Below are 12387 nucleotides of genomic sequence, written 5' to 3'. Positions count from 1 at the left end.
CAACAATCTTTGTCAGGTCCTTTTCTATTCATCTCCCGATTATAGTTGCGCATGTTAGAGCCCACTCTGCCCCAGATAACAACGGTTATACCAACCTACCGGCGCCCGCATTTGCTGCGGAGAGCAATCATCAGCGCCTTGCAGCAGGAGACAGTAGGTGTCCGGGTTCGTGTATGTGATAACGCATCAGGGGATGACACCGGAAGGATGGTGGCTGGTCTGACCCAGCTGCACCCCCAGGTTGAGTATCACTGTCACCCGCAGAACATTGGGAGCGGCGCAAATTTCGAGTTCGGGGTGCGCAATATCGAGACTCCGTTTTTTTCGCTGCTGTCGGACGATGACTACTTGCTTCCCGGCTTTTATCAGCGAGCGTTGGCTGCTCTGAATGCACACCCGCAGGCGATGTTCTGGGTTGGAATTACCCTTAATGTCGATCCGGAGGGGTTAATCTGGGATGCTCGTGTCGAGCGTTGGCGAAGGGATGGTGTATTTTTTCCGCCAGAGGGGGCGCTTGCGATGACGGCTGGTATGGCGCCAGCTTGGACTGGAATCGTGTTTCGTCGTGAGGTGCTGGAACAGGTTGGTTTTTTAGATCCAGAAGTTCTAAGCCCCGGAGACCTCGACTACACCCTACGCCTAGCTGCGAGATACTCGTACGTGGTCGAGAAGTATCCATCCGCAGTGTTTACGCTCAACGCCCAATCAGCGAGTGCAACGCAGCCTCTCTCGTCATTTTGGCCGGGATGGCAGAAAATGTTTCGGAATATCGAGGCGCTAGACATGCTTAGCGTTTTAGATCGTGAACGACTGCTTATGGCGTTGCACTTGGATGCTCGGCGTATGCTCTTTAGGCGTGGGGGAAATGCGCTAGCTTTAGGTCGCTACGAATTCGCGCGCGATGCAGCTCTTGCTCTGGATAGTGACTACTCAGAGTCTTGGCGCGCAAACATGCTTCGGGTATTGGCCTATATATGTGAGAGGGTTCCTGTTGCACAGCACGTGCTGACCGGGATCTACCGGGCCGTCGAGCGGCGGATAGTGCGCTCACGCCAGGAGCTACAAGTGCGCTACGGTCATTTGTTACGGCCTTAGTATCAGCATGAGGCTTAGCGTTTTGCTGATAAGCGCCAGATATAGCCTAGTAATAGGAGCCTTACATCGCGCGAGGCGGCAGTCGCCGCCGTAAGCGTAAGCATGCCTACAGTGGCAAGCCAAGCTATTCCAGCCGGATTGCGATCCACTTCTGGACCCAGCCATTTTGCAGATAAGACGACGAAGGCTGCCGCCGCGATGGGAGGCAGAATGTCGTGCAGATACCAACTCCGCAGCTCGCCACGTAAGAGGCGTCGATGCATCAGCGGAAGGCCGAGGAGGAGTCCTCCAAGATTGATCATCAACCATGTCGATGCAGCACCAACCATGCCGTACCATTTTGTCGCAAATATATATATCGGGATAGCTATCAATAAGGACGTTATATTGCTCAGCATCGCCAACTTGGTCCATCCATAGGCCAGTTGTAGAGCATAAGGGATGTTCATGATTCCGTTCACCGCCGCGCCGGCAAACAACAACGTTAAAGGTAACGCAAGCTCGGAAGACAATGCTGCGTTTCCAGTCCACAACCGCAGCACGGCTCCTGAGTAGACACAGATCAGCCCCGCTATGGTGGCTACCAGTACAGCCAAGATCTGGCTAGCTAGGTGATAGAGCTTGGCTAGTTCCTGGCTCTCATTACTCGCGGCGAACCGGCTTAGCCTGGGGTAGATCGCATTGAACATTGGCTGGACGAGTCTGCCCAATCCGCTGCTGATGGTTAGGGCGACGGCGTAGCAGCCAAATTCTCGAAGTGGGCGCAGCGCAGACATGGATAGTCTGTCGAGCTGACTTAATAGCAGGCCTAGCGCGGTAACTGCGAAAACGCTAAGTGCGAAATGACGTGCTGCCAATATCTCCTTTAGATCGAAACGTGGTGGCTGTGCAGCATGGGGAAGGTTCCGCCACAACAGCCATCCGGTACAGGCGGTTTGTGCTGCTGCGATGACAGCGTGCCAACAGAGGAAGCCACTGAGGCCTGCGTTGGTGAAGTACAAGACTGGTATCACGCCGGCATAACGCAAGGTCGCGAAGATCATGACGAGCACATTGAGACGTGGTTGCTGCTCCAGGCCGGACAATGTTGCCGCATAGAAGCTTGTAGGCCACAGCAATGCCACTACCATGCCAATGAATTTTACGGCAGTGGAGGCGTCGGCGCGTGTCAGCTGCTGCGGATTCAGCCAGTAGGTGGATATGGCATCACTTGCAAAGACGATCGATGTCGCGATGATGATGGTCATGGGCCAAACTAGCCATTCGAAGCTGCGTATCAGTTGTCTAATACTGTCGCGTCGTGCGGGGTCATGGGCACGCTGAGCTAGTTCCCGATTTAGAAAAATCCCCGCCCCCAGATCCAGCAGAAGTGACATGGCTTGTAAGCTCAGCATGAATGCAATTAAGCCGAACTGTTCTGTGCCCAACCTTTGCAGGTATACAGGCACGAAGGCAAATCCCATGAAGGCGACCCATATCTGCCCAGCGTAGTTGGCCAAGACATTGTTGCGCAGACGTGGCATTGCTCAAGGTGAACCCATGATTAGGCTGTCGGCGCAGGTATGCGCTGCGCAATCAAAGTGACGGAGTCAAATTGCTCGTTCTCGAATTTATCGGTCATCAGTAGAGTTTTGCTATAACCAAGGTGGTTCAGCGCGCGAAACACTGTCGGCAGGTCATAAACATGTAATTGCATAGGTGGTTCACGAAAGGGGCGTCCGCGTATCAGATTACGAATCGCATTCAATAGCGGCAGTTTGTAGCGAAGCTTCACCAGCGATCGAATCCATGGTGAAGCATTGCATGAATAGAGGACTTGTATTGCAATAAAGCCACCAGAGCTTATCTTGCTGGCTAAAGCCTCGATGATGGCTTGACCTCGAAGTGGGTCGATATGCGCGAACACGATATGTGAGTGAATCAGGTCGTATTCGCCCTGGACTTGGCTTAAATGATCATCGGAGCCAAGTAGCTCGACGTTGTTGATAGCATGGATCTCGCAGTTCCGGCGCGCTTCAGTCAGCATTGCTGCGGAGACGTCAACTCCCGAGGCATGTTGACTACGACGAGCCAGCGGAATCAGCAATCTACCTACGCCACATCCGAAATCTAGTGATCTGCTGGGCCTAAATTGAGGTTTAAAGTGTGCCCGAATTGTATCGAATAGGGACTCGATATGCTTCTCGCCCGACAGAAAGAAGGCTGTGCGGCTCTCATTCGAAATATTCCCAGCGCGAAAGCTTTCATGGCTTAGCACGCCGAAGTACGGGTCATTTCGTCCCCAATTTTCCCAGTCTCGGTCAGTTCCCATGTCTATGCTCTGTCTGCCTATTAGTTCACGCGCCGAAGATAGCCGCCCGGCGCCACCGTGATTAAAAGCTTCGCTTCAATATTCGCGTCTACCTCGAATTCCGGATGGTTCGCTAGGAAGTCGGTCGTTGCTGTTCTGGGGTTGTCTCCCTTTCCCCATGGCCTGTTGTTGAACATCTCCGCCGGCATGTTCTCGATGAGGGTGTCAAAGACGACGCAATAGCTCCCCTTGCTGGCAAGCGGAGCGTATGCCTCCAGCTCCGCAAGGACGTGCTCGTGGGTATGGTTGGAGTCGAGCAATACCAGCACGCGACTGTAGTTCCTGGCCATCTCGTGAACTTTGGCAATGACGTCGGCTGCAATGGATGACCCTTCGATCATGTCGATTCGATGGGCCATTGGATGCGATTCGATGGCGGCGCGGTTATGCGAGCGGATATCGATATCGATGCCAAGTACACGGCGCTGCACGGTTCGCGGGTCTATAACGGTGCCTGCACTAACCGCATCGCAGTAATCGAGCATCGCAAGTAGTGACGCACTCATGATCAGCGAGCCGCCGTGGGCAATACCAGTTTCGATGATTAGATCAGGTTTGATGCGCCAGACGAGCTCCTGGATTGCAGCCATGTCCTGTGGGAACTGGATCAATGGGCGCCCCAGCCAAGTAAAGTTGTAGGCATATTTGTGGCGTGTGATTTCTCTTAGCCAGATGCGGGATAACGCCTGCACATCAGTGTCCTGCTTTAGGCCGGCTATATTTTCCGCTACCTCAGCTAGAAATTTTTCAATCTCATTTGTCACTTAGAAAGTCCTTCCAGTAAATGGATCTTGGGCGAATATAGTCAATCCCGGAAGGACCGACATTGGCGACCAAGTCGAGTGCCGAAACATATGGTGTGAACTCCCCATGGAGCTGCGGGTATGGTGTCTTCGCGTAGTCCATATATTCGACGCGTACGTTGGCTCGCTCGAATGATTCGTGATCTAGGTAGCGGCTCGCACCATGGCCGGTGAGGTAAGTATCGCCTGTGAGTGAACATACGATATTTAGGACACGCTGACTGCTGGAGTCGCCGATGCCTAGCGCGTCAGAGCTTTTGAATTCGCGCCGATGATCGAGGCCAAAGTAGCGGCATAACGCCATCTGAGATGACGCGCTCAGGCTACCTATGTCCTCGTGGTCGTGTCGATATACCGATTTCACGAGATCCAGCATGTCGTCCCGATAAGGGGCTGCAGCATATGCATCGGCAAGCAGTTGTAGGTGTTCATGACGCCAGTGGCGTTGATAACCGATCCTGACCTCGTTGATAAGCTGGCCCAAATGCAAGTTGGATAGGGGGACGGTTAGCCAGCGAATTCCTCGAGCTGTCTTGATTTGTACCCGATTGACAAAGCTGCCTTTTGAAAACTGCACATCTGGGTAAAGCACAAATACGTCCGCCGCCCGAATTTGTTCGAGCATCCCGACCCAAGGGAAAAACATCGGTTGTGAAATAACGATGATCATTCGCTCAGGAATCGCTCCATGATCAATACGTCGTGGTATTGATCATTGATGCGGAAATGCCGCTCTAGTTTTCCGACTTGGCGATAGCCGTTTTTCAGGTAGAAACCAACGGCTCGTGCATTGGATGCGAGTACATGCAGAGTGAGCTTGCGTAGCCCCAGCACCCGGCGAAGATAGGGCTCGAGCAGTTGGTAGGCCTCCCGCGCCAGGCCATTTCCTTGCGCATTGTGGGCAAGGCAAATGCCGAGTTCTCCAATCTCATTGTATCGGTCGATATTCGCGACCTGCAGATAGCCATATACCGTGTCGTCGACTCGTGCTGCGGCTATGAAGAAGGCCATATCGTCACGGGAGGAGCGCTCGGAAAGCCAGCTGCGTACTCTTTCTATGGAATTTGGCCTCGCTCGAGCCAAAAGCAGAGTCTGTAGCTCGACATCATTGCGAAGGAGCGCGAGAGTCTGGAGATCGGACTCCCGCCACTCCCGTAGTACCAGTCTCTCCCCTTGGAGCATGGCATTCCTCATAGATAGAAGTAATTCAAGTCACGCTGGGCCAGTGATGGAATATCGGCCATGATGGCTTTCGCGTGGGAAGGATTTATGCCGACAAGGATAGTGTCGATGTCCTCAGGAAGAGCATCGGGCGAAAGTATGGGGCACGCATTGAATTGCCTGCCCTGAAGGTAGGGATTTTGATCGAGATGGCAGGCAACACGCTCCGGATGCGCTAGATTCGCCGAAATGAATGCACCGTAGAATCCTGCGCCATATATGGCGATCTTGCCCTTGCCGACCAGTGAGGCCTCATATGCCTGCACTTTGCTGGCCGCTTCCTGCCAATAGTCGGCCAGACGCTCTAGCCCAATGTGCGTTTGCTCAATATCTTTGGTGGATGCGGGCAATATAGAAGCAGTTGTTGCAGAGGGTCTTCTGGCAACGATGATCAGGGCGCCGCGATGTGCTTTCTCATCGATCTCCAGCAACTCCAGGCCGGCATCAGCCAGCAGGCGTTTGATCGAGGGGGCAGTAAAGTGGTTGCAATGGTCGACAACGATGAAGTCAGCAATATTGCCGAATACGTCAGGAACGACGCCATAGAACGTTCCCCCTGGTTTAAGCACGCTCGCGATGGTACTCATGGTTGCGGTTATCGACGGGATGTGCTCGAGGGAAAAAAATGAGGTCACGATATCAAAGTAAGAGCGCCATTCTGGCTTGATATCGTTTATTGCCCAATGATCCGGGTGTATGAACTTCTCCCAGAATGGAATGTAGCGGGCACTGACGTCGAACAGGTGTGGTCTGACAAAGGAGGAGTTGGCGCAAAGCGTGCGAATAGTCGAACTCTTGGCGCAGCCGTAGTCGAGCAGGTCAACCTTTCGCTTGAGTTCGAGCTTTTCAAGCAGAACCTTGACTTGATGCTGCGTGCGATAAATCGGCTTCCCGTTGCGAACCTCGTAGATCTGATCCTCTTCTTCGCTATCGACCAGGATGTCGTACTGTGCGTCGTAATATGCGTCGACGTCGGAAAGCGCTTGCGTCTGCAGGTGGCCGCAGACGCTGCAAACGTAGACAGTGGTTGCCACTGGATTGATGCGGCATAGCGACGTCAGCGATCTATCACCCGGCGACTTGTAGAGAGGGGTGTCAAGTCGGCTGCTACATACCGCGCAGTGAATGGTTTCCATGAATGACCTTAGTCGGCACACAGTTCGGGGTGGATCTGCCTGAAGTCCACGCCGGCGGCAAATGATCCTTTCCAGCCATGGGCCATGCCTACAGGATCGTTAAAGTTGAAATAGCGGAACTGCATCGACCAACGCGATCTGTTACTGCGGTTGTAGCCAGATGCATGCAACGTGAGGAAGTCCACAACGATCAAGTCACCGAGCGATGGTAGCGGCGCGATTATGGGATATCGCGAGAGGAGATTTTCCTCGTCCTTCAGATGAAGGGAGTAGGCGCCACTTCTCCCGTTTCCGTCGCTGCCCTTTGTCAGCACCGGCACCGGGCCATTGCTGTGCGAGCCTGGGCAAAATTGAACCGGGCCTAGTTCTGGTGTGATATGAATCAGTGGACTCCAGAAGACTAGGCCGTCCAGACTTCGCAGCTGTGCCGGATACTCTTGATGCCACTGAGCCCGGTAGCGATCTTCGCTAGGATTGTCGATGCGAATGCCATAGCCTCCCGCGGCAATTGCGGGAATCGAGCCGGGTCTGAGTACACGAAACACATCGTCATGCCTCGGATCGGCAAGCAATCGGATGAAGGCCGGAATCTGTTTGACTGCATCATAGACTTCACCCCCGTAGGAGCGGGCGCGTGCAATCAGGGGCTGGAACCCCACATCAAAATTTTCAGGCGTGAAAGCTGGTCGCGTGTCTGGGATGCCGTGCCGCTTCATTACCTGACCGATCACAGCGTAGATCGCTTGTTGGATAGGTAGAAGCTCTGAGAGGGGAGAGTAAAAGCCCGGTATGACCAGCACACCGTTGCGTTTGAACTCATCTATCTGTTCGCTGGAAAGTGGTATGCCTGCGGTCACGCGGTTGCTCCCTTAACGTGTCCAGCAACTACGCGAGCAACGCGAGCGATGTCTTCTTTCGATAAGTCGTGATAGCTCGGCAGATTCAGCGCGCGCCGCGATAGGGAGTGGCTGACAATGTTTTCTGGACGTGCGTCGAATGATGGCAGCGTAGAAAGTGGCCAGAAGAATACTCTTCCATCGATATTGTCAGCTTTGAACGCGGCGAGTAGAGCTTCACGATTGAATGGTACCCCGTCATCAATAACGATGGTTGGCATCCAATATCCGTTGCAAGTTCCCGCCGGCTCGGGATTCATGGACAGGGGGAGCGCACGTAATATCTCGTGATACTGTTCGAAGACGCGTCGCTTTGCCGCCACTAAGTCATCGATGCGTTCGATCTGAGCGCAACCCACAGCAGCCTGTAGATTCGACATCTTGTATTTGAATCCAACTCGCTCCGCCCAGAATTGACGTTTTTCGTCGCGAGCACGACCGTGATTTGAAAGAGTCAGGACGCGCTCGTAAAGACTTTCGTCGTCGGTGACAAATATGCCGCCTTCGCCGGTAGTAATGGTCTTGGTGCCATGGAACGAGAATGCGCCGAATATGCCCATCGAGCCGGCCCGGCGGCCATACCAAGAGGAGCCGACGGCTTCAGCTGCGTCTTCGATAAGATAGAGACCGTGACGCTGGGCGATATTGGTCAGTGCATTCATATCGCAAAGATTGCCGTACAAGTGCACGGCGAGGATTGCCTTCGTGCGAGGCGTGATGGCTGCCTCTACAGCGGCCGGATCGAGACACCAACTATCCGGTAGCACATCGACCAGCACTGGCGTGGCGCCAAGATGGACGACCGGAGCGGCTGAAGCGATCCAGTTAATATCGCCAAGGACGACCTCGTCGCCCGGGCCGATGCCCAGCCCGGCCATGCCCATGTGCAGCGCGCCGGTGCCGCTGGAGGTGGCAATGGCATATCGGCTTCCTAAGTGTTCGCGGAATAGGCTCTCGAAACGATAGATGTAGTCGTAGCAGCGCTCTCCCCAGCCATTGGCGGCTGCGTCGGCGGCATATGCGGTTTCGCGTTCGGTGATCGAAGGCTTGGTGTAATGGATGCGCGAGGGCAGTTTGTCGCTCATGAAATCACCATACGCGGGACGGCAGTCGCGAAACGCCCGCCCCATTCACGGATATAGGCTAGCTGTGAGGTGATTTCCTCCCGCAGATTCCAGGGTAGGATGAGCACGATGTCCGGCCGATCGGTGCGCAGTTGTCGCTCGGTCACGACTGGAATGCGCGAGCCAGGTAGGTAGCGGCCCTGTTTATGTGGCGATGCGTCGACCACATAAGGCAACAGATCCCGTCGCACGCCCGCATAGTTGAGCAGTGTATTGCCCTTGGCCGCAGCGCCGTAACCTACCACTTTGCATCCGAGGCGGCGCTGTTCTAGCAGGAACGAAAGCAAGTCATCCTTTACCTCGTCTGCTTGAGTTTGGAACCCTCGGTAGTAGTCCAGCTCAAGCATGCCCGCAGCGCGCTCTTCGGCCAGAACCTCTATAACGGCGTCAGTATCCCGATGATGGCTAGTATTGTGGGATGCCCATACACGCAATGAGCCGCCATGAGTTGAAAGCCTTTCCACGTCCCATACCCGCAATCCGTAAGTGGCGAACACGGTGCGTACGGTGTGCAGTGAGAAGTACGAGAAGTGCTCGTGGTAGACGGTGTCAAACTGGCGTTGCGCAACGAGTTGCTGCAAATGAGGGAATTCGATCGTAATCGCACCCTCCCGCGATAGGGTAATGGCTAGGCCGGAAACAAAGTCGTTGAGATCTGGAACATGTGCGAGCACATTGTTGGCGACAATCAAGTCGGCTTTGCGTCGTGATGCAACGAAATCCTGGGCAAAGCGCTGCCCAAAGAATTCACTGATGGTTTCGATGCCTCGTTCGCGTGCAGCTTGGGCGGTGCTGTTGGTCGGCTCGATGCCGACGCATGGAATGCCGTGTTCCGAGACATACTGGAGCAAATAACCATCGTTCGAGGCGACTTCGACTACGAGACTGTTTGTGCCTAGGTCCAGTCGGTTTACTACGGCGTCCACATAGCGCTGAGCATGCTCCAGCCATGAGCGCGAGTATGATGAAAAATACACATAGTCTGACGAGAAGATCTCGGCGCGAGACTGCACTTCATCGACCTGCACCAATAGACAAGTCGGGCAGGTGTATAGCTTGAGTGGAAACCATGTTTCTGGTGCAGCAAGCTCTTCGCTGGTAAGGAAAGCATTCGATGGAGGTGCAGTGCCAAGATCGAGAAACACGTGGCTTTCTTTGCTATGCATGGCGGTATCGCCGTCGACACAGGGGGCATCAAGTCGGGTTCCGCAGAAGCGGCACTTCATAGCTGAATTCCTGTAAAGCTATTGTCGAGCAGCGGTGCAGAGCGATCGCGCTCGGAGATCTGTGCAATGGGCAGCGGCCAGCTGATGGCCAGTCGAGGGTCATCCGGACGAAGCCCGCCCTCGTGGCTGCGATTCCAGGATTCTGTATGCATATACAGCAACTGTGCGTTGTCGCTCATCGCCTGGAAGCCATGGGCAAAACCTTCCGGGATAAAGGCCTGCAATTGGTTGTCCTCAGTCAGCTCGACCCCGTGCCATTGAAGAAACGTAGGTGAGCCTAGGCGCAGGTCAACCGCGACATCGAATACGCGACCATGGATGCAACGGATCAGCTTTGCCTCCGCTACAGGCGGACGCTGAAAATGCATGCCGCGCACGCTGCCGCGTTGGAAGGTGGTCGACAGATTGATTTGAGGGAAGTGCAGGGCTGGGCGTATTGATGCAAGTTCGGTCTCGCAAAACAATCGAAGAAAGCGACCGCGCTCATCTTGGACCGGCATGGTTTCGATCAACATGAAGTCCGGCAGTGGTGTAGGTTGGAGCTTCATGCTGTCCAGTCCAGCCGGGCGGCGCGGGCCGCATCGATGTAGCTGTGAAGTTGCGCGGCACTTAGTAGTTCGTTGCGTTCGCTATAAGCGCGATACCACTCGATGGTGTGCCTGATCGTATCCTCCACATTCCATACGGCTCGCCAACCTAACTCACTCTGGGCCTTTGAGCTGTCGAGCTGAAGAGTTTTCGCTTCGTGCGGATGATCGCCGGGCTGCCGCTCGACCTGAAGCTCGGTCCATTGCGCCTGCATTTTTGCAACCAGTGTTCCTACCGCCATGGTGGCGTCGGGTGTCGGACCGAAATTCCATGCGCCCTGGACCCGCTTGCCGGCGAGTAGATGTTGCCCGAGACGAAGGTAGCCTGACAGCGGCTCGAGGACATGCTGCCAAGGGCGTATGGCATCTGGATTGCGGATACGTAGAACCTGCTTGCTGAATGCAGCCCGCACGATGTCGGGTACGAGCCTATCCTCGGACCAGTCGCCCCCACCGATGACGTTGCCGGCGCGAGCTGTCGACAGCAACGGCCCCGTTTCCGCAAAAAAACTCTTGCGATAGCAATCCGAAAGAAGCTCCGCACAAGCTTTCGATGTGCTGTAAGGGTCGTGCCCTCCGAGAGGTTGGTCTTCCCTATAGCCACCATCGGTTACCTGTTCTAGATAAACCTTGTCAGTCGTGGCATTGACTAATGCTTGCACGGAGCGCGTGCTCCGGACCGCTTCCAGTAAGTGCACCAGACCCATGACATTAGTTTCAAATGTGAGGAGAGGCTCCCGATAGCTGCGCCTTACAAGGGGTTGGGCAGCCAAATGAAAAACAATCTCGGGTTGGATCTGCGCCAATGCTTGGTGAACGGAGGGGCCGTTTCGCAGATCAATGCGTAGGTCATTTACCTCATTGAGATCGAGCAGCGACCAGTGTGCGGGAGCGGTGTCGGGATCAAGTGCCAGGCCAGTAACCCTCGCGCCTAGCGTGACCAGCCAAAGGCAAAGCCACGATCCCTTAAAGCCCGTATGCCCGGTGACTAGAACTCTGCGTCCGGCGTAGGTGCCGCCAAACATGGTATTCAAGGCCAGATTTTCCACGGGGCGTGACCACTTTGCCAAAGCTCTTCAAGTTTGATCTTGTCGCGCAATGTATCCATCGGCTGCCAGAAGCCGTCATGGATGTATGCGGATAGTTGCCCATTGTGGGCCAGCGCTTCGAGCGGCTCGCGCTCCCAGATAGTGCTGTCACCCTCGATATAGTCCATGACGCCAGGTTCCAAAACAAAGAAGCCGCCGTTGATCCATGAACCATCACCTTGCGGCTTCTCTTCGAAGCGCGTAATGCGATGGTCCTGAATGTCCAGTGCGCCAAAGCGCCCCGGGGGTTGCACGGCGCATACGGTCGCAAGTGTTCTCTTTGACTCGTGGAACTCGAGCAGGGCTGATATATCTACATCGGCGAGACCATCACCATAGGTAAAGCAGAATGGCTTCCCGTCCAGATATCGCTCGACGCGTTTTAGTCGTCCACCCGTCTGCGTTTGGTCGCCGGTATCAACCAAGGTGACTCGCCAAGGTTCAGCATGCCGATGGTGCACTTCCATCTGATTGCTCGCCAGATCGAAGGTGACATCGGAGGTGTGTAGAAAATAGTTGGCAAAGTATTCCTTCACCATATAGCCCTTGTAGCCAAGGCAAATGATGAAGTCGTTAATTCCATGCTGTGAGTAGATCTTAAGAATGTGCCAAAGTACGGGCTTGCCGCCGATGTCGATCATCGGTTTGGGTCGAACGATAGTTTCTTCGCTGATCCTGGTTCCAAGACCGCCGGCGAGGATGACTGCTTTCATGATGGTCTAGGCCACGGGTGGTCAGGTAGGTTGTTCAGCAACAGGGTATGAAAGGATAAACGGTTAGCACACGGATATCGCAAATCTGAAATGGCAGGCGCCTTGGTACGGCGCACGCACTCAGTTGTGATCTGGGGCAAAGGGACGC

At 54.5% G+C, this 12387-nt stretch carries 13 protein-coding genes; 1 reads left to right on the top strand and 12 read right to left on the bottom strand.

Annotated elements, in window-relative coordinates; genetic code table 11:
• Window positions 1–51 precede the first annotated feature (51 nt).
• Entirely contained in the window at window positions 52–1095 is a 1044-nt protein-coding gene (locus tag ISS97_RS13220) for a glycosyltransferase family 2 protein (protein WP_379983972.1), read from the top strand.
• A 14-nt stretch (window positions 1096–1109) separates the two neighbouring features.
• Here the strand turns inward: ISS97_RS13220 and ISS97_RS13215 are convergent, their stop codons facing one another.
• From ISS97_RS13215 to rfbF, 12 genes are read right to left on the bottom strand one after another with little or no spacing between them, the layout of a single operon-like run.
• A complete protein-coding gene (locus ISS97_RS13215) occupies window positions 1110–2618 on the bottom strand; it encodes a lipopolysaccharide biosynthesis protein (protein ID WP_379983971.1) in 1509 nt (502 codons plus the stop codon).
• 20 nt (window positions 2619–2638) lie between these two features.
• On the bottom strand, window positions 2639–3406 hold the full coding sequence (locus tag ISS97_RS13210; RefSeq protein WP_379983970.1) for a class I SAM-dependent methyltransferase: 768 nt from the start codon (window positions 3404–3406) through the stop codon (window positions 2639–2641).
• Between the two features lie 20 nt (window positions 3407–3426).
• The gene (locus ISS97_RS13205) at window positions 3427–4209 is read right to left on the bottom strand and encodes a cephalosporin hydroxylase family protein (protein WP_379983969.1); all 783 of its coding nucleotides are present in this window, start codon (window positions 4207–4209) and stop codon (window positions 3427–3429) included.
• Window positions 4199–4918 carry a WbqC family protein gene (locus ISS97_RS13200; RefSeq protein ID WP_379983968.1) on the bottom strand — a complete coding sequence of 240 codons (720 nt, stop codon included), beginning with the start codon at window positions 4916–4918 and terminating at the stop codon, window positions 4199–4201. Before ISS97_RS13200 ends, ISS97_RS13205 begins: the two co-directional genes overlap by 11 nt.
• Complete coding sequence (locus ISS97_RS13195; protein ID WP_379983967.1) at window positions 4915–5430, bottom strand: GNAT family N-acetyltransferase; 516 nt, start codon at window positions 5428–5430, stop codon at window positions 4915–4917. Before ISS97_RS13195 ends, ISS97_RS13200 begins: the two co-directional genes overlap by 4 nt.
• Window positions 5431–5438: 8 nt before the next feature.
• Window positions 5439–6605: a class I SAM-dependent methyltransferase gene (locus ISS97_RS13190; protein ID WP_379983966.1), complete on the bottom strand. Its 1167-nt coding sequence runs from the start codon at window positions 6603–6605 to the stop codon at window positions 5439–5441.
• An 8-nt stretch (window positions 6606–6613) separates the two neighbouring features.
• A complete protein-coding gene (locus tag ISS97_RS13185; protein WP_379983965.1) occupies window positions 6614–7462 on the bottom strand; it encodes a phytanoyl-CoA dioxygenase family protein in 849 nt (282 codons plus the stop codon).
• On the bottom strand, window positions 7459–8586 hold the full coding sequence (locus tag ISS97_RS13180; protein WP_379983964.1) for a DegT/DnrJ/EryC1/StrS family aminotransferase: 1128 nt from the start codon (window positions 8584–8586) through the stop codon (window positions 7459–7461). The genes ISS97_RS13185 and ISS97_RS13180 overlap by 4 nt, the downstream gene beginning before the upstream one ends.
• Window positions 8583–9851 (bottom strand): methyltransferase domain-containing protein, encoded by a 1269-nt coding sequence (locus ISS97_RS13175; protein ID WP_379983963.1) that lies wholly within the window; start codon window positions 9849–9851, stop codon window positions 8583–8585. Before ISS97_RS13175 ends, ISS97_RS13180 begins: the two co-directional genes overlap by 4 nt.
• Entirely contained in the window at window positions 9848–10399 is a 552-nt protein-coding gene (gene rfbC / locus ISS97_RS13170) for a dTDP-4-dehydrorhamnose 3,5-epimerase (RefSeq protein ID WP_379983962.1), read from the bottom strand. The genes ISS97_RS13175 and rfbC overlap by 4 nt, the downstream gene beginning before the upstream one ends.
• Entirely contained in the window at window positions 10396–11463 is a 1068-nt protein-coding gene (gene rfbG, locus ISS97_RS13165; protein WP_379984057.1) for a CDP-glucose 4,6-dehydratase, read from the bottom strand. Before rfbG ends, rfbC begins: the two co-directional genes overlap by 4 nt.
• Window positions 11464–11468: 5 nt before the next feature.
• Entirely contained in the window at window positions 11469–12239 is a 771-nt protein-coding gene (gene rfbF, locus ISS97_RS13160) for a glucose-1-phosphate cytidylyltransferase (RefSeq protein WP_379983961.1), read from the bottom strand.
• Window positions 12240–12387: the final 148 nt, after the last annotated feature.

Origin of the sequence: Dyella koreensis, assembly GCF_044904565.1 — a bacterium.
Taxonomy (GTDB): Bacteria; Pseudomonadota; Gammaproteobacteria; order Xanthomonadales; family Rhodanobacteraceae; genus Dyella_D; species Dyella_D koreensis.
Note: the sequence above shows the minus strand (reverse complement) of the source record. Positions and strands in the feature narration are given on the sequence as shown.

Excerpts from the sequence above, each read along its gene's own strand:
- ISS97_RS13220 (WP_379983972.1), top strand. The coding sequence starts at position 52 with ATGTTAGAGCCCACTCTGCCCCAGATAACAACGGTTATACCAACCTAC.
- ISS97_RS13215 (WP_379983971.1), bottom strand. The coding sequence starts at position 2,618 with ATGCCACGTCTGCGCAACAATGTCTTGGCCAACTACGCTGGGCAGATA.
- ISS97_RS13210 (WP_379983970.1), bottom strand. The coding sequence starts at position 3,406 with ATGGGAACTGACCGAGACTGGGAAAATTGGGGACGAAATGACCCGTAC.
- ISS97_RS13200 (WP_379983968.1), bottom strand. The coding sequence starts at position 4,918 with ATGATCATCGTTATTTCACAACCGATGTTTTTCCCTTGGGTCGGGATG.
- ISS97_RS13195 (WP_379983967.1), bottom strand. The coding sequence starts at position 5,430 with ATGCTCCAAGGGGAGAGACTGGTACTACGGGAGTGGCGGGAGTCCGAT.
- ISS97_RS13190 (WP_379983966.1), bottom strand. The coding sequence starts at position 6,605 with ATGGAAACCATTCACTGCGCGGTATGTAGCAGCCGACTTGACACCCCT.
- ISS97_RS13180 (WP_379983964.1), bottom strand. The coding sequence starts at position 8,586 with ATGAGCGACAAACTGCCCTCGCGCATCCATTACACCAAGCCTTCGATC.
- ISS97_RS13175 (WP_379983963.1), bottom strand. The coding sequence starts at position 9,851 with ATGAAGTGCCGCTTCTGCGGAACCCGACTTGATGCCCCCTGTGTCGAC.
- rfbC (WP_379983962.1), bottom strand. The coding sequence starts at position 10,399 with ATGAAGCTCCAACCTACACCACTGCCGGACTTCATGTTGATCGAAACC.
- rfbG (WP_379984057.1), bottom strand. The coding sequence starts at position 11,463 with ATGTTTGGCGGCACCTACGCCGGACGCAGAGTTCTAGTCACCGGGCAT.
- rfbF (WP_379983961.1), bottom strand. The coding sequence starts at position 12,239 with ATGAAAGCAGTCATCCTCGCCGGCGGTCTTGGAACCAGGATCAGCGAA.